General features: G+C 40.7%; 17 protein-coding genes. 16 read left to right on the top strand and 1 reads right to left on the bottom strand.

What is annotated here, in order from left to right; translation table 11 throughout:
- The first annotated feature begins 33 nt into the window (after positions 1 to 33).
- From clpX to der, 13 genes are all read left to right on the top strand, one after another.
- The gene (gene clpX / locus CXF95_RS03585; protein WP_101197417.1) at positions 34 to 1,311 is read left to right on the top strand and encodes an ATP-dependent protease ATP-binding subunit ClpX; all 1,278 of its coding nucleotides are present in this window, start codon (positions 34 to 36) and stop codon (positions 1,309 to 1,311) included.
- Positions 1,312 to 1,479: 168 nt separating this feature from the next.
- Complete coding sequence (lon, locus tag CXF95_RS03580) at positions 1,480 to 3,846, top strand: endopeptidase La (protein WP_101197416.1); 2,367 nt, start codon at positions 1,480 to 1,482, stop codon at positions 3,844 to 3,846.
- A gap of 238 nt (positions 3,847 to 4,084) precedes the next feature.
- Entirely contained in the window at positions 4,085 to 4,357 is a 273-nt protein-coding gene (locus CXF95_RS03575) for an HU family DNA-binding protein (RefSeq protein WP_034899285.1), read from the top strand.
- Positions 4,358 to 4,601: 244 nt separating this feature from the next.
- On the top strand, positions 4,602 to 6,476 hold the full coding sequence (locus CXF95_RS03570; protein ID WP_101197415.1) for a SurA N-terminal domain-containing protein: 1,875 nt from the start codon (positions 4,602 to 4,604) through the stop codon (positions 6,474 to 6,476).
- A 446-nt stretch (positions 6,477 to 6,922) separates the two neighbouring features.
- Entirely contained in the window at positions 6,923 to 7,354 is a 432-nt protein-coding gene (gene ndk / locus CXF95_RS03565) for a nucleoside-diphosphate kinase (RefSeq protein WP_101197414.1), read from the top strand.
- 128 nt (positions 7,355 to 7,482) lie between these two features.
- Positions 7,483 to 8,628 carry a bifunctional tRNA (adenosine(37)-C2)-methyltransferase TrmG/ribosomal RNA large subunit methyltransferase RlmN gene (locus CXF95_RS03560; RefSeq protein ID WP_101197413.1) on the top strand — a complete coding sequence of 382 codons (1,146 nt, stop codon included), beginning with the start codon at positions 7,483 to 7,485 and terminating at the stop codon, positions 8,626 to 8,628.
- Between the two features lie 42 nt (positions 8,629 to 8,670).
- Positions 8,671 to 9,846, top strand: a complete 1,176-nt coding sequence (pilW, locus tag CXF95_RS03555) for a type IV pilus biogenesis/stability protein PilW (RefSeq protein ID WP_101197412.1) — start codon at positions 8,671 to 8,673, stop codon at positions 9,844 to 9,846.
- 9 nt (positions 9,847 to 9,855) lie between these two features.
- Positions 9,856 to 10,791 carry a RodZ domain-containing protein gene (locus CXF95_RS03550; RefSeq protein WP_101197411.1) on the top strand — a complete coding sequence of 312 codons (936 nt, stop codon included), beginning with the start codon at positions 9,856 to 9,858 and terminating at the stop codon, positions 10,789 to 10,791.
- Between the two features lie 31 nt (positions 10,792 to 10,822).
- Positions 10,823 to 11,941 (top strand): flavodoxin-dependent (E)-4-hydroxy-3-methylbut-2-enyl-diphosphate synthase, encoded by a 1,119-nt coding sequence (ispG, locus tag CXF95_RS03545; RefSeq protein WP_101197410.1) that lies wholly within the window; start codon positions 10,823 to 10,825, stop codon positions 11,939 to 11,941.
- Between the two features lie 130 nt (positions 11,942 to 12,071).
- Positions 12,072 to 13,352: a histidine--tRNA ligase gene (gene hisS, locus CXF95_RS03540; protein ID WP_101197409.1), complete on the top strand. Its 1,281-nt coding sequence runs from the start codon at positions 12,072 to 12,074 to the stop codon at positions 13,350 to 13,352.
- 71 nt (positions 13,353 to 13,423) lie between these two features.
- Entirely contained in the window at positions 13,424 to 14,047 is a 624-nt protein-coding gene (locus tag CXF95_RS03535) for a tetratricopeptide repeat protein (RefSeq protein ID WP_101197408.1), read from the top strand.
- A gap of 10 nt (positions 14,048 to 14,057) precedes the next feature.
- A complete protein-coding gene (bamB, locus tag CXF95_RS03530) occupies positions 14,058 to 15,287 on the top strand; it encodes an outer membrane protein assembly factor BamB (RefSeq protein ID WP_101197407.1) in 1,230 nt (409 codons plus the stop codon).
- 104 nt (positions 15,288 to 15,391) lie between these two features.
- Positions 15,392 to 16,843, top strand: coding sequence for a ribosome biogenesis GTPase Der (der, locus tag CXF95_RS03525; RefSeq protein WP_101197406.1), 1,452 nt, complete (start codon positions 15,392 to 15,394; stop codon positions 16,841 to 16,843).
- A 201-nt stretch (positions 16,844 to 17,044) separates the two neighbouring features.
- Here der and xseA read toward each other — a convergent pair whose 3' ends face one another.
- The gene (gene xseA, locus CXF95_RS03520; RefSeq protein ID WP_101197405.1) at positions 17,045 to 18,391 is read right to left on the bottom strand and encodes an exodeoxyribonuclease VII large subunit; all 1,347 of its coding nucleotides are present in this window, start codon (positions 18,389 to 18,391) and stop codon (positions 17,045 to 17,047) included.
- Between the two features lie 138 nt (positions 18,392 to 18,529).
- Between xseA and guaB the strand changes: the two genes are divergently transcribed.
- The 3 genes from guaB to CXF95_RS03505 all read left to right on the top strand — a co-directional run bounded on the left by guaB (position 18,530) and on the right by CXF95_RS03505 (position 22,169).
- Positions 18,530 to 19,999, top strand: coding sequence for an IMP dehydrogenase (guaB, locus tag CXF95_RS03515; RefSeq protein WP_101197404.1), 1,470 nt, complete (start codon positions 18,530 to 18,532; stop codon positions 19,997 to 19,999).
- Between the two features lie 74 nt (positions 20,000 to 20,073).
- On the top strand, positions 20,074 to 21,651 hold the full coding sequence (guaA, locus tag CXF95_RS03510; RefSeq protein ID WP_101197403.1) for a glutamine-hydrolyzing GMP synthase: 1,578 nt from the start codon (positions 20,074 to 20,076) through the stop codon (positions 21,649 to 21,651).
- Positions 21,652 to 21,710: 59 nt separating this feature from the next.
- Complete coding sequence (locus tag CXF95_RS03505; RefSeq protein ID WP_101197402.1) at positions 21,711 to 22,169, top strand: GNAT family N-acetyltransferase; 459 nt, start codon at positions 21,711 to 21,713, stop codon at positions 22,167 to 22,169.
- Positions 22,170 to 22,189: the final 20 nt, after the last annotated feature.

Below are 22,189 nucleotides of genomic sequence, written 5' to 3'. Positions count from 1 at the left end.
ATAGAGTCAGTCTGAGATAGGAAAAGATTGTAAATGAGTGATAAAAAAAGTACTGACGGCGACAACAAACTTTTGTATTGTTCTTTCTGTGGTAAAAGCCAACATGAAGTAAGAAAACTAATTGCTGGCCCGTCGGTTTTTATTTGTGATGAATGTGTCGATTTGTGTAATGACATTATTCGAGAAGAAATAAAAGAAATCGCGCCCAAAAAGAAACAAGACGATTTACCGACACCGAAAGAAATTCATGCTCATCTAGATGATTATGTGATTGGTCAAGAGCATGCCAAAAAAGTGCTTTCTGTTGCGGTTTATAATCATTACAAACGTTTAAGAAACGGCGATGTTCACGAAGGTGTGGAATTAGGCAAGAGTAATATTTTGCTGATGGGTCCTACCGGTAGTGGTAAAACCTTATTAGCTGAAACGCTTGCAAGGTTGTTAGATGTTCCGTTTACTATGGCTGATGCGACGACCTTAACTGAAGCCGGTTATGTAGGCGAAGATGTCGAAAATATCATCCAGAAGCTGTTACAAAAATGCGATTATGATGTTGAGAAAGCTCAGCGCGGTATTGTTTATATCGATGAGATAGACAAAATATCCCGTAAATCAGATAACCCTTCAATTACCAGAGATGTGTCTGGTGAAGGTGTCCAGCAAGCTCTGCTTAAACTGATTGAAGGTACTGTTGCTTCCGTTCCTCCTCAAGGTGGCAGAAAACATCCACAACAAGAGTTTTTACAAGTAGACACGTCTAAAATATTATTTATTTGTGGTGGGGCTTTTGCTGGCTTAGACAAAGTGATAGAGCAGCGCGCTCATACAGGAACGGGTATTGGTTTTGCTTCAGAAATTAAAAATACTAGCAACAAATCTCAAGAAGGCGAGTGGCTCAAAAAGGTTGAGCCTGAAGATTTAGTGAAGTATGGCCTGATACCAGAATTCATCGGACGTTTGCCTGTGCTTACTTGTCTGGAAGAACTCAGTGAAGATGCGTTGGTTCAAATCTTACGTGAACCTAAAAATTCCTTAACGAAACAATATTCAGCGTTATTTGGAATGGAGAATACTGAACTTGAGTTCCGTGAAGATGCCTTGCAAGCCATAGCTAAAAAAGCCATGCAACGTAAAACAGGTGCTCGTGGATTACGCTCTATAGTCGAGGCAGTATTATTGGACACTATGTATGACCTACCATCGATGACAAACGTGAGTAAAGTTGTGGTTGATGAAACTGTCATTCGTGGAGAATCAAAGCCAATTTTAATTTACGACAGTGGTGTTGATAAAAAAGCCGCTTCAGAATAAATACAAAAAAGGCTCGTAAGAGCCTTTTTTAATGGTAAAACATACAGCTCACCAATCTATTCTCTGCACTTTTTTCCGCTTTGTTTAAAATTTCATTTGAACTTTACCTGCCTAACCCCATATACATCGGATAGATGTAATATAAAACGACTTAATACGAGACCAAGTATGACTAAAAAGCGAGAAGATCGCATTGAAATGCCTGTTTTGGCGTTACGTGATGTAGTGGTATACCCACATATGGTTATCCCATTATTCGTTGGGCGTGAGAAATCAATCCGCTGTTTAGAAGCAGCGATGGAAAAAGATAAGCAAATTTTCTTGGTGGCTCAAAAAGATGCCAGTGTTGACGAACCAGGAGTCGATGACATTTACATCGTTGGTACTATCGCCACTATTTTACAGCTGCTTAAATTACCTGACGGCACCGTTAAGGTGTTAGTTGAAGGTAATCAGCGAGGCAAAATTGATAAATTTGTCAGTACTGAAGATTTTTTTATCGCGGATGTACAAAGCTCAGTAGATACCGAATTAGCTGAGTCAGAGCAAGAAGTGCTAATTCGTTCAGCTATTTCTCAGTTTGAAGGATACGTCAAACTTAATAAAAAAATCCCACCTGAAGTATTGACCTCATTGAGTGGCATCGAAGATGCTGCGCGCTTGGCTGATACTATGGCGGCGCATATGCCTCTGAAGTTGTCAGAGAAACAAAAAGTGCTTGAGATGCTGGGCATTACAGAACGCTTAGAGTACCTAATGGCACTGATGGAAAGCGAAATAGACTTGCTCCAAGTTGAAAGAAAAATTCGCACACGTGTTAAAAAACAAATGGAAAAGAGTCAGCGAGAATACTATTTGAATGAGCAAATGAAAGCCATTCAAAAAGAATTAGGTGAACTTGATGAAGCGCCAGATGAATTTGAAGCTCTGAAACAAAAAATCACCAATGCCAAAATGCCAGAAGAAGCTCAGAAAAAGGCCACCGCAGAATTAGCTAAATTAAAAATGATGTCGCCCATGTCGGCAGAAGCAACGGTTGTGCGCAGTTATATTGAATGGTTAACGAATGTGCCTTGGGTCAAAAGAAGTGTTGTCAAAAAAGATCTCGCTGCTGCTGATAAAATATTGGATGCTGACCATTACGGTTTAGATAAAGTCAAAGAACGTATTATTGAGTATCTCGCGGTGCAACAACGCGTTAAAAAGCTCAAGGGGCCTATTTTATGTTTAGTTGGGCCTCCGGGAGTGGGTAAAACTTCTTTAGGTCAATCTATCGCAAGAGCCACAGGAAGAAAGTATGTACGTATGGCATTAGGTGGAGTGCGAGATGAAGCTGAAATTAGAGGCCACCGCCGTACCTATATTGGTTCTATGCCTGGTAAAATGGTACAAAAAATGGCTAAAGTGGGGGTGAAAAATCCACTCTTTTTACTTGATGAAATAGATAAGATGTCATCGGATATGCGTGGCGATCCATCTTCTGCATTGTTGGAAGTACTGGATCCTGAACAAAACAATAAATTTAGTGACCATTATCTAGAGGTAGATTACGATTTATCCGACGTTATGTTTGTTGCCACTTCTAATAGTATGGACATCCCCGAAGCCTTATTGGATCGAATGGAAGTCATACGTCTATCGGGATATACCGAAGATGAAAAACTTAATATTGCCATCCAACATTTAGTAGATAAACAAATAACTCGCAATGGTTTAAAAGAAGGTGAGTTGGTGATTGAGGAAAGTGCCATTATTGGCATTATTCGTTATTACACTCGAGAAGCAGGTGTTAGGAACTTAGAAAGAGAAATTTCTAAAATATGTCGTAAGGCAGTGAAGAATATCCTGCTTGGTAAAAACATAACCAAAGTGTTGGTTAATCAAGATAATCTGAATGAATATCTGGGTGTACAGCGTTTTGATTACGGTAAAGCTGACAAAACTAATCAAATAGGCCAAGTAACAGGATTAGCTTGGACCCAAGTTGGTGGCGAATTATTAACCATAGAAACCACATCTGTAGTAGGCAAAGGCAAGACGACCTTCACCGGTTCATTGGGTGACGTGATGCTTGAGTCTATTCAAACTGCGATGACAGTCGTGCGCAGTAGAGCAGACAAACTACGTATTAATAATGATTTCCATGAAAAACGCGATATACATGTACACGTACCCGAGGGAGCCACACCCAAAGATGGCCCTAGCGCAGGTATTGCTATGTGCACGGCATTAGTTTCTACTCTAACGGGTAATCCGGTTAGGTGTGATGTGGCTATGACAGGTGAAATTACCCTTAGGGGAGAAGTGTTACCTATCGGTGGTCTTAAAGAAAAATTGCTCGCTGCACATCGTGGTGGAATTAAGACAGTGATTATTCCAAAAGAGAATGAACGGGACTTAGAAGAAATTCCAGATAACGTAAAACAAGATTTAAATATACACCCAGTGCAGTGGATTGATGAAGTCTTAGAATTAGCCTTACAAGAGCATCCGGATAAATTTACACCAGTTGTGATAAAAAAGGTTAAAAAGTAAGCAGAAAGGCGTATTTTTTTAATTTTTTTTTAATTTAAGGGCTTCACTATGTAAATAGTTGTGGTAGCCTTTAGCGCAGATTCTCTTTAGGCCTTGTCACAAAAGGGCTTGAGACGATTCATTGAAAGTTAATGATTTGTAAATATATAGCTTGAAGTTAAGTTTCATGCTTGATATAAACGTTTGGCTTTGCATAGTGCAAGCCACAAATATAATAACAATGGAAGGGGTTCATATTGTGAATAAGTCAGATCTTATTGATACCATCGCTGCAAGTGCAGATATTTCTAAAGCAGCTGCAGGTCGTGCATTAGATGCATTGACTGGCGCTGTAACTACGGCACTTAAAGATGGAGACCAAGTTGCATTAGTTGGTTTCGGTACATTCTCGGTTCGTGAACGTGCCGCTCGCAGTGGTCGTAATCCTCAAACTGGTGAGACTATTCAAATTTCAGCAGCTAAAGTGCCTTCGTTTAAAGCGGGTAAAGCATTAAAAGACGCTTGTAACTAATCACTTAGTTCATTGATAACAAAAGGCGATGATTTATCATCGCCTTTTGTTTATGTGTAGTTTGTATCTGTCATCGTTTTAATTTTAAATAATCGCTCACTAGTTATTTTTGAATTCACTGCGAACAATCATTAATAAATGCACTCGGTTGGTATATAATCTCGCGCGCTTGCGACTAAGACTATCTAAATTAGGTAACCTTAGTACTTATCAATAACAGCTCAATTGGGGTTTGGAATTTAGTATGTTGGAAAGAATCAGAGAAGGATCACAAGGCCCTTGGGCAATGGGGATCTTAGCATTAGTTATTTTGAGTTTTGTATTTGCTGGTGTAGGGAGTTATATCAATTCATCATCATCTGGCGCCGCAGCCATTGTTAATGGTGATGAAATAGGCATTGATGAATTAGAGCGTGCTTATCAAAACGAACGTTCTCGTATGGAATCTCAGTTCGGTGACGCTTTCGCAACCTTAGCAAGTGATACTGCATACTTACAAAATTTTCGACAGGGTATCTTAGACCGCCTTATTAGTGAAAAATTGCTTGACCAAGCAGCACAAGAATTTGGCTTGAGAGTCAGCGATGAGCAAATTAAGCTAGCTATAGTGGGTATGCAAGAATTTCAAGTAGATGGTAAGTTTGATAACGACCGTTATCTTGCACTTTTACGCCAAGCAGGCTTTCAAACTAATAATTTTAGAGACTATATGCGTGTTGATATGGTGCGTAGGCAACTTTCACAGTCATTAATGGGAACCGAATTCGCATTAGTAGGTGAAGCAAAAACAGCACACCTCTTGCAACAACAAAGTCGTGATATTCGTTACCTGAATATTTCTGCGGCTAAATTTATTGAACAAGTTAACATCAGTGATGATGAAATTTCAGATTATTATCAAAGCAATATTAGTCAATTTGATACAGACCAGAAAGTCAGTTTGTCTTATATTGAACTGGAATTAGATGATTTATTGCCTTTGATAGAAGTTAATGAAGATGAGCTTGTACAATACTATGAACAAAACCTTAGTAATTATCGTACTGAGGAAGAACGTCAGGCGGCGCATATCTTATTCGAAAGTGCTGAAGAAGACCAAACCATTGAGTCTAAGGCTGAAGACGTGTTGGCCAAGATACAAGCGGGAGACGATTTTGCTGAACTAGCTAAAACATTCTCAAGCGATACTTTTAGTGCTGAAAATGGCGGTGATTTAGGTTGGTTCGGCAAAGGCATCATGGATCCTGCGTTTGAAGACGTTGCATTTGCACTAAGCAATAAAGGTGATATCAGCGGTGTCGTTAAAAGTGAATTTGGTTATCATATTATTAAGTTAACGGATGTTAAGCCAGAGCAAGTTGATTCCTTTGACAACGTTAAAGCAGAGATAACAGTCAAAGTTAAAACGTTCAAAGCAGAAGAGCGTTTTTACGAACTGAGTCAAAGGATTTCAGAAGTGGCCTTTGAGGTGCCGAACAATCTTGATGAAGTTGCAGGCATTGCCGGTAAATCGATAATGACAACCCCTTTGTTTAGTCGAGCGAATGCGCCAGAAGTGGTGTCTCACCCCAACGTCTTAACGAGTGCGTTTAGTTTTGAATTAATTGAAGATGCGGTTAACAGTGAAGTGCTAGAGCTAGGTAGCAATCACATAATGGTTGTCAGAGTGGCCGAACATGAGCCCGAGCGAACCAAAGCGATAGAAGAAGTTAAAGAACAAATACAACAGACATTGACTGCACAAGCTGCTCAACGGGCTGCCAGAGATTGGGCCTTAGAAGTGAAAACGGCACTGGCTGGCAGTGAAGATGTTAATTCTAAATTAGCCGCTTTAGAGATCAACTGGGAAGAGAAGCAAGAGGTAACTCGCAATGATGCAACTTTGTCACAGACTATTGTTGATGCTTTGTTCAAACTATCTGCAGCACAGACAAGTGTCGTTGACTTAGTTACTGGAGATGTCAGTTTAGTGCAACTAACTCAAGTTAACTCAGCTGCACAAGCAAATGCTCAACAATTGACTTCATTACAAAGTCGTCTGGTATCGAGTAAATCTCAAATATTATATGGTGCTGTAATCGAATCTTTAAAAGCGCAAGCAGACATAGAGATTTATTAGTAATCTGATTTATGTTGACCTAAATAATAAAAAAAGAGCGTTTATCGCTCTTTTTTATTATGTCAATTTTGGCTAACAACGTGATTAGATAGCCGCCTATTCAGAAATCCATAATAAAGAGCTGTAAAATACTGCAATGACAGCACAAAAAGTGAATATATAGATAAACCCTTGTTTTCCATCTCCCAAGCTATAGCCCTTCTTATTCAAATAAATAAACCAAATTAAACACAACACCACAGGAATAAGTACTAAAAATTTAATCAAGATCACCTCGTCTCCAAATTACGCCAAGCTTGATTTTAGGGAGAACAGAATAATATGCAATCTATACTAGGTATTTGCCTTCTAATTGCATATAATCCGCGCGAAATTTTATGTGTCTTTTTAACTGTCCCTTAGGACAAAATATTAAGACCAAATATACTAATACTGGAGTTAAGAACATGGCCTTAGAGCGCACTTTTTCTATCATTAAGCCTGATGCGGTTGCTAAGAACGTTATCGGTGCTATTTACAACCGTTTTGAGTCTGCTGGCTTAAGATTAGTGGCGTCTAAAATGCTACATTTGAGCAAAGAACAAGCAGAAGGTTTCTACGCTGAGCATAGCGAACGTCCATTTTTTGCCGATTTAGTCTCTTTCATGACCTCTGGCCCCGTTATGGTCCAAGTGTTGGAAGGTGAGAATGCTGTTTTGAAAAATCGTGAAATCATGGGTGCTACTAACCCAGCTGAAGCGCTAGCGGGCACCTTACGTGCTGATTATGCTGCTTCAATTGATGAGAATGCTTGTCACGGTTCAGATGCACCTGAATCAGCAGCACGTGAAATTGCTTATTTCTTTAGTGATGAAGAAATCTGCCCACGCACTCGTTAAGTTTAAGTTTGCTTTAATAAAGGGAGCCTAGGCTCCCTTTTGTGTTATTTGTTATTTGTTATATGTGCTGCAAAAACTGAGTAATCAGTTAAAATGGCAGTAGTTTCGTCTGAGTATTGAGGTTTATTGTGTCAACTGAAGTGGTATCTGCCCAACCTAAAAAAATTAACTTACTTGATTTAACTCGAGAAGGTTTACGTTCCTTTTTTAATGAGATGGGAGAAAAACCCTTCAGAGCAGAACAAATCATGAAATGGATCTACCAACAAGGGGTGGCAGATTTTGATCAAATGACCAACCTCAATAAGGCCTTGCGAACTAAACTTCAGTCTAAATGTGAAGTTAAAGCGCCAGAAATTGCCTATCAAAAAAATGCTGCAGACGGCACCATTAAATTTGCATTGAAGCTAGAAGGTGGCCAAGAAGTCGAAACAGTTTGGATACCAGATGGCGACCGAGCTACATTATGTGTGTCTTCACAAGTTGGCTGTGCACTAGAATGCACTTTTTGTTCTACAGGTCAGCAGGGATTTAATCGAAATCTAAAAGTGTCTGAGATTATTGGCCAAGTGTGGCGAGTCGCAACAACAATAGGTTTGAACAATGATACTGCTAAACGTCCCATCACAAACGTGGTGATGATGGGGATGGGCGAGCCGTTGCTGAATGTTAAACATGTGGTGCCTGCCATGGAGCTGATGTTGGATGATCTTGCTTTTGGCTTGTCCAAACGCAGAGTGACTTTAAGCACTTCAGGTGTGGTTCCTGCACTTGATATGTTGGGTGACCAAATTGATGTTGCGTTGGCTATATCATTACATGCGCCTGATAATGCATTACGTGATGTGCTGGTGCCAGTTAATAAAAAATATCCAATTGAGGTGTTTTTAGCCAGTGTTAGAAGATATTTGGCTAAGTCAAACGCCAACCAAGGTAAAGTAACCGTTGAATATGTGATGTTAAATGGGATTAACGATAGCACTGACCAAGCTCATGCACTTGCAAAAGTATTGGCTGATACGCCATGTAAAATAAATCTTATCCCATTTAATCCTTACCCAGGCTCACCTTATACCTGTTCTAGTAACTCGAGGATTGATCGTTTCGCTAAAGTCCTTATGGAATATGGGCTCATAGTTGTCGTTCGTCGTACTAGAGGTGATGATATCGATGCGGCCTGTGGACAGTTAGTGGGCGAAGTCGTGGATCGTACTAAAAGAATGTTGAAAAAACAGCTGAAGGGCGAGAGCATTTCAGTCAAAATGACACAATAGATTTTTTATAGCCAATATGTCTAAAAGGTCCTAATGAACTCCATGCTAAACATTATCAGTATTGTTTGTATTTCCCTGATGCTACTCAGCGGATGCATCAGTCAAAATAACCAAAGTTTTGGTGATAATTTTGATCAGTTAAAAGCTGCCCAAACCCGTGTTTCTCTTGGTTTGACTTATCTTAAAAACGGTAACTTTAGCCAAGCAAAATTTAATTTAGACAAAGCATTAGAATTTGCACCAAGATCAGCAGATGCTAATTTTGCTATGGCTTATTATTATCAAAGTGTGAATGAGTTAGAGCAAGCAGAAAGTGCTTATCAATTTGCTATGGATCTTGAACCAAAAAATGCCAACATTGCGAATAGTTATGGGGCTTTTTTATGCCAGAATGGTGACTATGAAAATGCAAAGACATATTTTCTCAAAGCAGTGAATACCAGCAGTTATATTTCCAGTGCTGAAACCTATGAAAATTTAGCTCTGTGTAGCCGAAGCCAAGGGCAACCTGAAGACGCCATTCAATACTTACGTAATGCAGTTAATCACCAGCCAGGAAGAGCGAACAGTTTATTTTTACTTACACGTTCATTGGTTGAGGCACAACAGTGGCAAGAAGCCAGAGAAATTCTCAGGCGTTATGAAAAAATTGCTCAGATAAGTCCTCAAAGCCTGTTGATGGCAATGCAGATAGAGAGTGGCATCGGCAACGATACTGCGGCAAAAGGTTATTCAGAAATGTTGTTAAGGATGTATCCTAATGATCCAGTCACAAAAACAATGTTAACTGACCAAGAGCCGCCTCTGGAAATAGAGAAGAAAACCACAAAGCTTTCAATATTATCCAAGGACGTGAATACAGCATCAGAGTTGCTTGAATCACAACCCGTTGAAAAACCCTCTGAGGTTGTAGCGACAACACCAGAAAAGAAAATTTTATTGGTAAATGGAAAAGACGATAAAATAGAAACGGATGACATTACCGAAACAAGTGCAGCGGTTGCAGAACAACAACCAGAGCAGGTTACTCAAGAAGAGTCAGAAATTTTAGCTATACCAGAGTTACATATTGTTGCCAGTGGCGAGAACTTGTATCGTATTTCGCTTCTTTACAACATCAAAATGCAACGTCTGATAGACTGGAATGGCTTAGCCGATGCGTCGGCTATTTTCGAAGGTAAGAAGTTATTTTTAGTTGCCCCAAGCGTTGTAGAGTAAAGCTAAACTATGATTGAAAATGAAGAAGTACAACAACCAGAGTCTGTTAATCAAGGACCGGGTCAAATATTAAGACAGGCTCGTGAGCGTGCTAAATTATCGACTCAGGACATTGCTGATAAAATGAAATTAAAAAGAGCTCTTATTGAAGACATTGAACTAGACAACTTCGATATTAATATTTCGTTGACCTTTGTTAGGGGGTATTTAAAACTCTACGCAAAACATGTTCATGTTGAAGAGGCAGAGATCCTGAACGCTTTTGAAAAGCTAAGCACTCAGAAAAAAGAACCTGTCAAACTTCAAAGTTTTTCACGGAGAGTTGCTCATCAGGCCAATGATGACAAGTTGATGTTAGTAACGTATTTGATTTTGGCCGCAATTATTGCCCTAGTGGTTATTTGGTGGTTTCAACAAAGCCCAACAGAGACCACAGCATCAAATGAGGTTAATTATCCAGAAACTGTTGTTAAAAACGATATTTCCCAAGAAGCATTGCCAATTGAAGAAACCTTAAACTCAGATACTGCGACCTTAATACCCACGGAGAACAATGGAAATACGTCTTTGGATGATGCCGCTGTTTCCGAAGAGCTATTAACCGGTAATCAATCTATTCCTTCAGACGGTGAGAGTGGTACCAGTAGTTTAGGCATACTGACTGATGCTACAGAAACAACAGTTGTCGAAACTGCCGCACCCGTTAAGTTGATATTTGAATTTTCTGGTGATTGCTGGATGAATCTGACCGATGCCACAGGTGAAAAAATAGCTTATGGGGTCAAAGTCAAAGACAGAGTCATGCCAGTCACTGGTATTCCTCCTTTTGAGGTGACTTTAGGTGCGCCAGAAGTGGTAAAAATCCGCTATGCAGGGGAATTCATAGATATGTCTTTCTTGCCTTCTGGCCGTATTGCCAAATTTGATTTACCCCTGTCTGAATAAATAATCGAATAACCAGAGTTAAATTATCACTATGTTTTCTGAATCACCTATTAATCGCCGACCTTCCAAACGTATCTATGTAGGTAATGTGCCTATAGGTGATGGTGCGCCCATTGCTGTGCAGTCTATGACCAATACATCTACAACAGATGTGAATGCAACAGTGGCGCAAATTAAACGCATTCAAGCTGTTGGAGGCGATTTAGTCAGAGTGTCTGTTCCTACAATGGAAGCAGCTGAAGCCTTCAAATTAATTAAACAACAAGTCACAGTGCCATTGATTGCAGACATTCATTTTGATTACCGTATTGCATTAAAAGTGGCAGAATACGGAGTGGATTGTTTACGGATTAACCCTGGCAACATTGGCAGTATGGACCGAGTGCGTTCAGTCGTGGATTGTGCCAAAGATAAAGGCATTCCTATTCGCATCGGGGTTAATGGTGGGTCTTTAGAAAAAGACATACAAGAAAAATATGGTGAGCCTACCGCTGCAGCGTTAGTTGAATCCGCAATGCGTCATGTGGACATTTTAGATAAACTCAATTTTGATCAATTTAAGGTCAGTGTCAAAGCCTCTGATGTGTTTTTGGCTGTAGGCTCTTATCGCCTATTAGCTAATAAAATTGATCAACCCTTACATTTAGGTATCACTGAAGCAGGTGGCTTACGTGCTGGTGCAGTTAAAAGTTCGGTAGGCTTAGGCATGTTATTGGCAGAAGGCATTGGTGATACCATCCGAATTTCTTTGGCGGCTGATCCCGTAGAAGAGATAAAAGTTGGATTTGACATATTAAAGTCATTACGTATTCGCTCAAGAGGCATTAACCTCATTGCTTGCCCCAGTTGTTCTCGCCAAGAATTTGATGTGATAAGCACAGTGAATGCCTTAGAGCAGAGATTGGAAGACATACTTACTCCAATGGATGTATCTATTATTGGTTGTGTGGTGAATGGTCCGGGTGAAGCAGAAATTTCGGATCTGGGCTTAACGGGTGCGCGGAATATGAGTGGGTTTTACTTGGACGGTATACGTCAAAAAGAACGTTTGTCTAATGATGACTTAGTGGATCAACTTGAAAAACGTATTCGAGCAAAAGCCAATCAGCTTGATAAAAGCCGTAAGATAGAGATAAAACACTTAGGTTAGTTAACTGGCAAATTGTCTTAGCTAAAATTTCATTATTTTTATGCCTTTTTTAGCTTCATTATTTTACGTTTATCTTTAAAGCCCCTATAATGCGTGGCTTTTTTAATTATTGAATAAGAGATTATTTTTAGTGTCGAAACAAATTCAGGCTATCCGAGGAATGAACGACTGTTTGCCTAGTGAGTCAGGGCTTTGGCAGTACGTCGAATCTACCATTCGCCAAGTGGTCGCCAGTTACGGTTATCAAGAAATTCGCACGCCTATTGTTGAAAGCACCGATTTATTCAAGCGCTCTATTGGTGAAGTGACCGATATAGTCGAAAAAGAAATGTACACTTTCTCAGATCGCAACTCAGACAGTCTCACGTTACGACCAGAAGGTACCGCCTGTGTGGTGCGTGCTGGAAATGAGCATGGCTTACTGTATAACCAACAGCAACGCCTCTGGTATATAGGCCAAATGTTCCGCCACGAACGCCCACAAAAAGGACGATACAGGCAGTTTCATCAATTTGGTGTAGAAGTATTTGGTTTAGCTGGACCTGATATCGATGCTGAAGTGATATTGCTAAGTGCAAGGTTATGGGAAAAGTTTGGCATCAGTCAAAACGTCATCTTAGAAATTAATTCTCTTGGTTCTGCTGAGGCTAGAGTGTCCTATAAAGAACAATTAGTGGCATTTCTGAAGACACGGGAGTCTGAGTTAGATGAAGATAGTTTAAGACGTTTACAGACTAACCCATTGCGAGTGCTTGACAGTAAAAATCCACAAGTACAAAACGCTGTAAAAGATGCCCCAAAAATGATTGATTGCCTTGATGAAGAATCAGCCAAACATTTTCAAGGATTATGTGAACGTTTAGACAACCTAGGTATCCAATATCGAGTTAACCCTGCTTTGGTGCGTGGGCTTGATTATTATAATCGTACAGTATTTGAATGGGTCACTGATAGTTTAGGTTCCCAAGGAACGGTTTGTGCTGGTGGACGGTATGACGGTTTAGTTGAACAACTTGGCGGTAAAGCAACTCAGGGCGTAGGTTTTGCCATGGGAATAGAACGTTTAGTGTTAATGCTAAAAACATTGGAATTGGATAAAAATTTAGTATCGGTAGTCGATATTTATGTCACTGCTATGGATGAATCTGTTGAGCTATATGCTAGGCAGGTCAGTGAAACACTAAGAGATGCCTTACCACAGATAAAATTGATGAATCATTGTGGTGGTGGGAATTTTAAGAAACAAATGAAACGAGCTGATCAAAGTGGTGCCAGTATCGCCTTTATCATCGGTCAGGATGAAATGGCGTCACAGCAAGTTGCAGTTAAATACTTGCGAGAAAAGCAACCTCAAGAAACAGTTTCAATTAATGAATTAACTCACTTTACACAAAAACTATTTAATGTCTAAAAGCGTAAATTTTTGAATTAACATTATGTGCCATTAAACTTTCAATGGCCAAGCAGTAATAGGAATGGATGATGGAACAGTACGAAACAGAAGAACAACAAGTTGAAGCCATTAAACGCTTTTGGAAAGAAAATGGCCTATCGCTAATTATTGGTGCGTTATTGGGCTTGGGTGGACTTTTAGGATGGCGCTATTATAACGACTCACAAATTGACGCAAAAGAGCAAGCCTCTTTTGCTTATGAAAAAGCTTCTGAAGAATTAATCAAAGGTGAAGCAGGCTTTGGACAAGCCAAATCTTTTATCGATAGTCATAGTGACACAGGTTATGCCATGTTAATGGCATTGGAAATGGCACAACAAGCCATCGAACGCAAAGACTTAGCTGAAGCGGCCAAACAGCTTGAGTTTGTTGCCAGCAATGCCAAATTAACAGCCGTTCAGTCAATAGCACAACTTCGTTTAGCTCGTATTCAAATAGAACAAGGTGAGTTCGAACTAGCCCTAGCAAGTGCAGAGAAGGTATCAGACCAAGCATTTAAAAGTCAAAGCCAAGAGATTAAGGGTGACGTATACCTAGCTCAACAGTTATTTGATAAAGCCAGAGCAGCTTATAGCGCTGCTTTGGAAACGAATGATCGTGATCAAGTTTTGAAAATGAAACTCGATAATTTAGCCATTGCGGCCAATGGCTAAGGTGAAAATAGTGAAACAATCTTTTTTATTCATGCTGTTAATCAGTTCTGTTTTGTTATCAAGCTGTACCACAATTAGTAATTGGTTTTACGAAGAAGAAGAGTTAGAGGTCCGCAGGCTCAAGCCTATTGAAGCACAATTTACCCCAACCGAAACTTGGTCAGTAGATTTTGGTGTGGGGATTGGTAAATTCTATTCAAAACTTAGGCCAGCAGTGGCATATGACAAAGTTTTTGCGGCAAACCGCCAAGGCCAAGTCAATGCCTACGATCAAGCTACAGGTAAAAAGATATGGTCTAAAAACTTTGCTATTTACGACGAACAAGGTTTGACCTCAGGAGTCAGAAAACTCTGGTCGAATGGTTTGTCAGCTAAAATTGCTGGTGGTATTAGTGTCGCATATGAAACGGTCTTTTTTGGTACTGAAAACGGTGAAGTTGTGGCGCTGGATGCCAATACCGGCGAACAAAAGTGGATCACAACGGTTAAAGGCGAAGTCTTAGCATCACCTGCTATTGATGCGGGTATTGTACTGATCAACACTGGCTCTGGATTTATATTTGCCTTAAATGCAGATAGTGGCGAAGAAGTGTGGTCGTCTGAGTCCGATGTACCACCTTTGTCATTGCGTGGTGTATCTTCCCCAGCTGCGGTCAACGGTGGTGCTATTATAGGTACTGCAACGGGCAAACTGATCGTTAATATTCTTGAAACAGGCCAGACTGCTTGGGAGCAAGTGATTTCGGCTGCTACAGGCGTGACCGAGTTAGAACGAATTGTTGATATTGATAGCGAGCCTTTAGTGGCGGGTGGCAATGTTTACGTCATCTCTTATGATGGTTCACTTGCCGCTGTTGAATTGCGTACAGGGCGTATCATTTGGAAACGTGAATACAAGTCATTTCGTCGTTTGTCATTGTCGGGCAGCACACTATATTTAGTTGATGTAAGCAGTAATGTGTATGCATTAGATAGTCGTAATGGTGTTGAGTTATGGAGCCAAGGCGCACTGAAAGGTCGTTTGTTGACAGGGGTTACACCCGTTGGTAACTATTTAGTAGCAGGCGATAAATATGGCTATTTACATTGGTTTGACCAAGCTGATGGTAAAATTGTCGCCCGCTTAGAAGTGGGGGGGGATGATGAAGACGAAGGTATTTACCACTCGCCAGTGGTTGATGGAGACATCTTATACACCCAAACTCGAGATGGTAAATTAGTGGCTATTAAAACGCCATAAAGCAGGTTTTGTGTGATTTTTGCTAATTAACTAAAAATCACACTAATAATTTTTTAACGGCTTGGAATGTTTCTAAGCCGTTTTTGTCTACAGGATATGTATTTATGTTACCCGTTGTTGCCTTAGTTGGCCGCCCAAACGTTGGAAAATCTACCTTATTTAATCGTCTAACACGCACTCGAGATGCGTTGGTGGCTGATTTTCCCGGCCTCACTCGGGATAGAAAATACGGGCAAGCCAAATATGAAGGATTACAATTTATTGTGGTCGATACTGGCGGCATTAGTGGCGACGAACAAGGCATTGATGTGGTTATGGCCGAACAATCCCTGTTGGCTATTGGAGAGGCCGACGTGGTGTTGTTTTTAGTTGATGCCCGTACTGGCATGACCGCGGCAGATCAAGGTATCGCTGAGCACCTACGTAAACAAGAAAAACCGGTTTATGTGGTTGCCAATAAAGTTGATGGGATTGATGGCGATACCGAAAGTGCTGATTTCTTTGCCTTAGGTCTGGGGGATGTGAATCAAATAGCTGCCGCTCACGGTAGAGGGGTAACACAATTATTGCAAAACTCTCTTGCGCCTATTGCTGCAGAATTTCCAGATATGCACATTCCTGAAGAAAGTGATGAAGAGCTTCAAGAGGAAGACGCCGATGAGCAGCTTGCTAAATTACAAGCTCTGCCTATAAAGTTAGCGATAGTGGGTAAACCTAATGTGGGTAAGTCTACTCTTACCAATCGTATTTTAGGCGAAGAACGTGTGGTGGTCTATGACGAACCTGGTACGACTCGAGACAGTATTTTTATTCCTATGGAACGTGACGATAGAGAATACATTCTGATCGATACTGCAGGGGTGAGAAGACGCAGAAATATCTCAGAAGCAGTGGAAAAGTTTTCTATTGTAAAAACATTACAAGCCATTGAAGAATCGAATGTGGTGTTATTTGTCGTTGACGCTCAGGAAGGAATTACCGACCAAGATTTGAGTTTATTAGGTTTTATTCTCAATGCCGGTCGCTCCTTAGTTGTAGCAGTGAATAAATGGGATGGTCTAGATAAAACTATTAAAGAAGAAATTAAACGTGAGTTAGACAGACGTTTGGGCTTTATCGATTTTGCCCGTCTACACTTTATTTCAGCATTACATGGCACGGGAGTCGGGCACTTATTTGAATCGGTGCAAGAAGCCTACTCTTCAGCAACTAAACGGGTCAATACCTCTATGTTGACGCGTATTATGGATATGGCCCAGGAAGATCATCAGCCGCCTGTAGTGCGTGGCCGTCGTGTTAAAATGAAATATGCTCATGCTGGTGGATACAATCCTCCTCTTATCGTAATCCATGGTAATCAGTTAAAAGATTTACCGGATTCCTATAAGCGTTATTTGATGAATTATTTCCGTAAATCATTAAAAGTCATGGGTACGCCAATCAAAATTGAATTTAGAGAGAGTGTGAACCCTTTCCAAACCGACCACAGCAGCTTAAATGATTCACAACGTCGTAAACGTAGACAACTTATACGTTTGCATAAAAATGCAAAATAACCTAGCTAACTCAATTAAAATCTGAGCTCAATTAGAATGTGAAAATAACGGTTAATTTATTTGATATGTAGATAGATATTTCAGGGCAGGCGCTACTTTAGTTAATATGGTAGCGCGACGCCATCGTATGACTAGATTGTTTGTTTTGTGCCAAGTTATTATCCACAAGTTTGATTAAGTTCACATTTCTTAGTTGAATGATTATTCCTGTATCTGGTTAATTTTACTGTGTACTTCTCCGTCTTCTAAACGAGTCACTAATACATCGCCAACTTGAACTTGTTGGGTATTTTTAACTATTTCTCCGTGCTTAAAACTAATGCTGTAACCTCGTGCCAAGGTGGCTAACGGGCTTACGGTATCTAATAGATGCATATTATTGAGTAATTTTTGCTGTTTGTTGTCTACTAGTTGTTGGCAGCTTCTTTGTAATTTTGTCTGCAATTCTTGCAATCTTAGTTGATGACGTTGCAGCAGTTTCTGCGGTGAGGTTAAAGAGAGTCGACTATATATATGCTCTTGCCGTTGTTTTACCTGGGTTAAAATTTGTTTGATTGCTGATTGTAAAGAGGCGTGTAATTGATCAACATATTGGCTTTTTTGTTCTAACTGCTTTTGCGGGTGGTTATGCAGTAATCGCTGTTTTACAGCCTGATGCTGATGAAGGCGTGCTTGTTGCAAACGGCTAAAGGCCTTAAGTAACTTGTCTTGTAGGATTAAGGTTTTATTGTGCAACGTTGATTGGTCTTGGCTCACCAGTTCGGCTGCGGCTGAAGGGGTTGGAGCACGCATATCTGCCACAAAATCTGCAATGCTCACATCTATTTCGTGACCGACTGCACTTATTATAGGTATGGAAGAGGCAAATATTGTTCTGGCCACCTGTTCACTGTTAAAACACCAGAGATCTTCTAAAGAGCCGCCACCTCTGCCAACAATTAACACATCTACTTCGTCTCTGAGGTTGGCTTGAGTAATTGCCGCACAAATAAGCGAAACTGCGCTATCACCTTGCACTTGACTGGGATAGATAACCACTTCAATCGCAGGATTACGCCTTTGTAGTACAGTTAAAATATCATGCAACGCGGCACCGGTGGGTGAGGTAACTATACCTACTTTTAAGACAATTTCGGGTATCTGTTTTTTAAATTCTTGTGCAAATATCCCCTCTGAGGCTAATTGTCGTTTTAATACTTCGAATTGTTGTTTAAGTTGTCCTTCACCTTCTGGCTCCATATGCTCAACGATGATTTGGTAATCACCTCTTGGCTCATACAAACTGATGTTTGCTTTGACTAAAACTTTGTCACCTTCTTTAGGCTTTTGATGCACTTTGCGATTTGCACCTTTAAACATTGCCCCTTTGACTTGGGCACGATCATCTTTAAGGGTGAAGTACCAATGACCAGAACTAGCCGCGACAAAATTTGAAATTTCAGCTGACAGCCAGATTTGACCAATTTCGGCTTCTAAAACCGAGCGGGCCAAGCGATTGAGTTTACTAACAGTAAGGATGTTTTTTGTTGTGTTATGGACTGGAAACATTGATTGCTGGGATCTCTAATAAAACATTATGAAGAAGTTTACCTGATTTACTCCCAATTCTGATATATATCTAGACTGATATGCCTAAAGCCGCTAGAATTGCGCCGCAATTAAATCCGCATTTATAGGTGATATTGCATGTTAAGGATCGCTAAAGAAGCCCTTACGTTTGACGATGTTTTGTTAGTACCCGGGCACTCAACTGTACTCCCTCACACCGCTAATCTTAAAACAAGATTAACCCGTGGTGTTAGTTTAAATATTCCCCTGATTTCTGCCGCAATGGACACCGTTTCTGAAGCGCGTTTAGCTATTGCATTAGCCCAAGAAGGCGGTATCGGATTTATTCATAAAAACATGACGCCAGAACAACAGGCTGAACATGTAAGAACAGCGAAGAAATACGAAAGTGGCGTGGTGTCTGACCCTGTCACTGTGCTACCCACAGCCACAATTGGTGAAATTAATGCCTTGTGCAAAATGCATGGTTTCTCTGGTTTCCCCGTAGTTGATGAAGATAACAACCTAATCGGTATCGTAACGGGTCGTGATCTGCGTTTTGAAAAAAGGTTAGAACAACCTATTTCCAGTGTTATGACTAAGAAAAATGATTTGGTCACAGTCAAAGAGGGGGCACCCTCTGAACAAGTGCTTGAGTTAATGCACGAATACCGCATAGAAAAAATTCTGGTGGTTGATGATGTATTCAAACTGACTGGCATGATTACTGTTAAAGATTTCCAAAAAGCAGAAAGCAAACCTAACGCTTGTAAAGACGAACTGGGCCGCTTACGGGTTGGAGCCGCTGTGAGTGTTGGACCGGGAACAGATGAACGTATTAAAGCGTTAATTGAAGCTGGGGTTGACGTATTACTGATTGATACTTCCCACGGTCATTCCCAAGGCGTCATCGACCGAGTGAGGAAGGTACGTCAAGATTACCCAGACGTGCAACTAATTGCAGGTAATGTTGCTACAGGTGAGGGCGCCAAAGCCTTAGCGGATGCTGGTGTTGACGGGGTTAAAGTTGGAATTGGCCCAGGGTCAATTTGTACCACCCGTATTGTTACAGGTTGTGGTGTGCCACAAATTACTGCGGTATCTGATGCGGTTGAAGCTCTTAAAGGTACTGATGTGCCAGTAATCGCTGATGGCGGGATTCGTTTTTCTGGCGATATTGCAAAAGCTTTGGCCGCGGGTGCGAGCTCAGTGATGGTCGGTAGCATGTTGGCAGGAACCGAAGAGGCGCCGGGTGAAGTGGAATTGTATCAAGGGCGTTATTTTAAATCCTATCGTGGCATGGGTTCTTTGGGCGCTATGGATCAAAATAATGGCTCCTCTGATAGGTATTTCCAAGACAGTAAAAGTGCAGAGAAGTTAGTTCCTGAAGGCATTGAAGGCCGTGTTGCTTATAAAGGACCTATCTCTAATATTATTCACCAACAAATGGGTGGTTTACGTTCAGCTATGGGATTGACCGGTTGCGCTACCATTGAAGAGTTACGCACTAAACCACAGTTTGTCAAAGTGACATCTGCTGGAATGGGAGAGTCCCATGTGCATGATGTGAGTATTACTAAAGAAGCACCAAACTACCGCTTAGGTTAGTTTGTGTTATTTCAAATGAACGTTGTTTGTTAGCCACACAGCGTTCACATTTTATTTCTTAAAAGAGTACCCAAATGAGCTTAGATATCCATGACCAACGTATTTTGATCCTCGACTTTGGATCGCAATATACCCAGTTGATTGCGCGCCGCGTCAGAGAAATTGGCGTTTATTGTGAACTTTGGGCATGGGATGTTAGCGAAGATCAAATTCGTGAATTTAACCCCAACGGTATTATTTTATCTGGTGGCCCAGAATCTGTTCATGCTGAAAATTCGCCCAGAGCACCAGAGTATGTGTATCAAGCCGGTGTGCCTGTATTGGGTATTTGTTATGGCATGCAAGTTATGGCTGAGCAACTTGGCGGCGCAGTACAAGGTTCCAATAAACGTGAATTTGGCTATGCACAGGTTGAAGTGATTAGTGATATGACTTTGTTGAACCACATTGAAGATCATGTAGGTGCCAACGGCAATGCCTTGCTTGATGTTTGGATGAGTCATGGTGACAAGGTAAGTGCTGCGCCTCCGGGCTTTGTGACTACAGCTAAAACTGAAAGCTGTCCATTTGCGGCTTTTGTGAATACAGAAAAACAATTTTACGGTGTTCAGTTTCACCCCGAAGTGACTCACACTCGCCAAGGTGAACGGATTTTATCCCATTTTGTACTCGACATCTGTGGTTGTGAAAAGTTATGGACACCTGCAGCTATAATAGAAAATGCAATTGCAAAGATGAAACAGCAAATCGGTGATGACCAAGTTATTTTAGGTTTGTCCGGTGGGGTTGATTCTTCTGTTGTGGCAATGCTGTTACATCGTGCTATTGGTAAAAACCTGACTTGTGTTTTTGTTGATAACGGTTTGTTGCGTCTTAATGAAGGCCAACAAGTGATGGATATGTTTGGCGATCACTTTGGACTGAATATTCGAAAAATTGAAGCTGAAGATAGATTTCTTGACGCTTTAGCTGACACTTCTGAGCCCGAGGCTAAACGCAAAATTATTGGTCGAATATTTGTTGAAGTTTTTGACGAAGAGTCTAAAAAGTTAGTCAATGCCAAGTGGCTGGCACAAGGAACTATTTATCCTGATGTTATTGAGTCTGCTGCTTCTGCTACAGGTAAAGCTCATGTGATCAAATCACACCATAATGTTGGGGGCTTGCCTGCTGATATGAAAATGGGGTTAGTGGAACCATTACGAGAACTATTTAAAGATGAAGTCCGCAAAATTGGTTTAGAGCTAGGTTTACCCTATGACATGTTATATCGCCATCCTTTCCCAGGGCCGGGTTTAGGTGTACGGGTATTAGGTGAAGTGAAAAAAGAATATTGTGACTTGTTACGTCGTGCCGATGCGATTTTTATTGATGAATTACATGCTGCCGATCTGTATCAAAAAGTCAGCCAAGCTTTTACGGTATTTTTGCCGGTTAAATCGGTAGGTGTGATGGGTGACGTGCGTAAGTATGATTGGGTAGTGTCATTAAGAGCGGTAGAAACTATCGACTTTATGACTGCACACTGGGCACATTTACCTTATGAGTTTTTAGGTAAAGTATCGAATCGTATTATCAACGAAATTGATGGGATTTCCCGTGTAGTTTACGATATTTCTGGTAAACCGCCGGCTACCATTGAGTGGGAATAACACAGTCATTAATATGTTAAGTTATGTTCATAAGTTAAGTTAAGAAGGCCAGACGCCCTATGAGTGACCTGATAATAAGAGCAGCTGTGCAATCAGACTTGCCGATATTAAAAGAATTTGAGCAAGGTATTATCGCTACAGAGCGACCCTTTAACGATTCTTTAAAGTCTGAATATATTTGTTATTACGATATTGGGGCGTTAATTGACGGCGGAAATTCTAGAGTCATGGTGGCAGAAGATGCCGGGGTGATTGTGGGGTCGGGTTATGTTCGCATCAGAGAGTCAAAAGCCCATTTGACCCATGACTTTGATGCTTATCTTGGATTTATGTACGTGGCACCGACACATAGAGGGCAGGGGATTAATCAATTGGTCATCCAATCATTAATCAGTTGGGGTAAAACTCAAGGTATGCAGGACTTTTATCTTGAAGCTTATGCGGATAATAACTCTGCACGGAAAGCCTACGAAAAGTTAGGCTTTAAAACCTCGCTTATTGAAATGAAATTATCTTAATAGGCGTCCGCAGTGGCACG

Source organism: Paraglaciecola sp. MB-3u-78 (assembly GCF_002835935.1).
GTDB lineage: Bacteria > Pseudomonadota > Gammaproteobacteria > Enterobacterales > Alteromonadaceae > Paraglaciecola.
Note: the sequence above shows the minus strand (reverse complement) of the source record. Positions and strands in the feature narration are given on the sequence as shown.

Coding starts and splice junctions, on each gene's coding strand:
- clpX (WP_101197417.1), top strand. CDS start 34: ATGAGTGATAAAAAAAGTACTGACGGCGACAACAAACTTTTGTATTGT.
- ndk (WP_101197414.1), top strand. CDS start 6,923: ATGGCCTTAGAGCGCACTTTTTCTATCATTAAGCCTGATGCGGTTGCT.
- der (WP_101197406.1), top strand. CDS start 15,392: ATGTTACCCGTTGTTGCCTTAGTTGGCCGCCCAAACGTTGGAAAATCT.
- CXF95_RS03505 (WP_101197402.1), top strand. CDS start 21,711: ATGAGTGACCTGATAATAAGAGCAGCTGTGCAATCAGACTTGCCGATA.
- CXF95_RS03535 (WP_101197408.1), top strand. CDS start 13,424: ATGGAACAGTACGAAACAGAAGAACAACAAGTTGAAGCCATTAAACGC.
- pilW (WP_101197412.1), top strand. CDS start 8,671: ATGCTAAACATTATCAGTATTGTTTGTATTTCCCTGATGCTACTCAGC.
- guaA (WP_101197403.1), top strand. CDS start 20,074: ATGAGCTTAGATATCCATGACCAACGTATTTTGATCCTCGACTTTGGA.
- guaB (WP_101197404.1), top strand. CDS start 18,530: ATGTTAAGGATCGCTAAAGAAGCCCTTACGTTTGACGATGTTTTGTTA.
- xseA (WP_101197405.1), bottom strand. CDS start 18,391: ATGTTTCCAGTCCATAACACAACAAAAAACATCCTTACTGTTAGTAAA.
- CXF95_RS03570 (WP_101197415.1), top strand. CDS start 4,602: ATGTTGGAAAGAATCAGAGAAGGATCACAAGGCCCTTGGGCAATGGGG.
- lon (WP_101197416.1), top strand. CDS start 1,480: ATGACTAAAAAGCGAGAAGATCGCATTGAAATGCCTGTTTTGGCGTTA.
- ispG (WP_101197410.1), top strand. CDS start 10,823: ATGTTTTCTGAATCACCTATTAATCGCCGACCTTCCAAACGTATCTAT.
- CXF95_RS03550 (WP_101197411.1), top strand. CDS start 9,856: ATGATTGAAAATGAAGAAGTACAACAACCAGAGTCTGTTAATCAAGGA.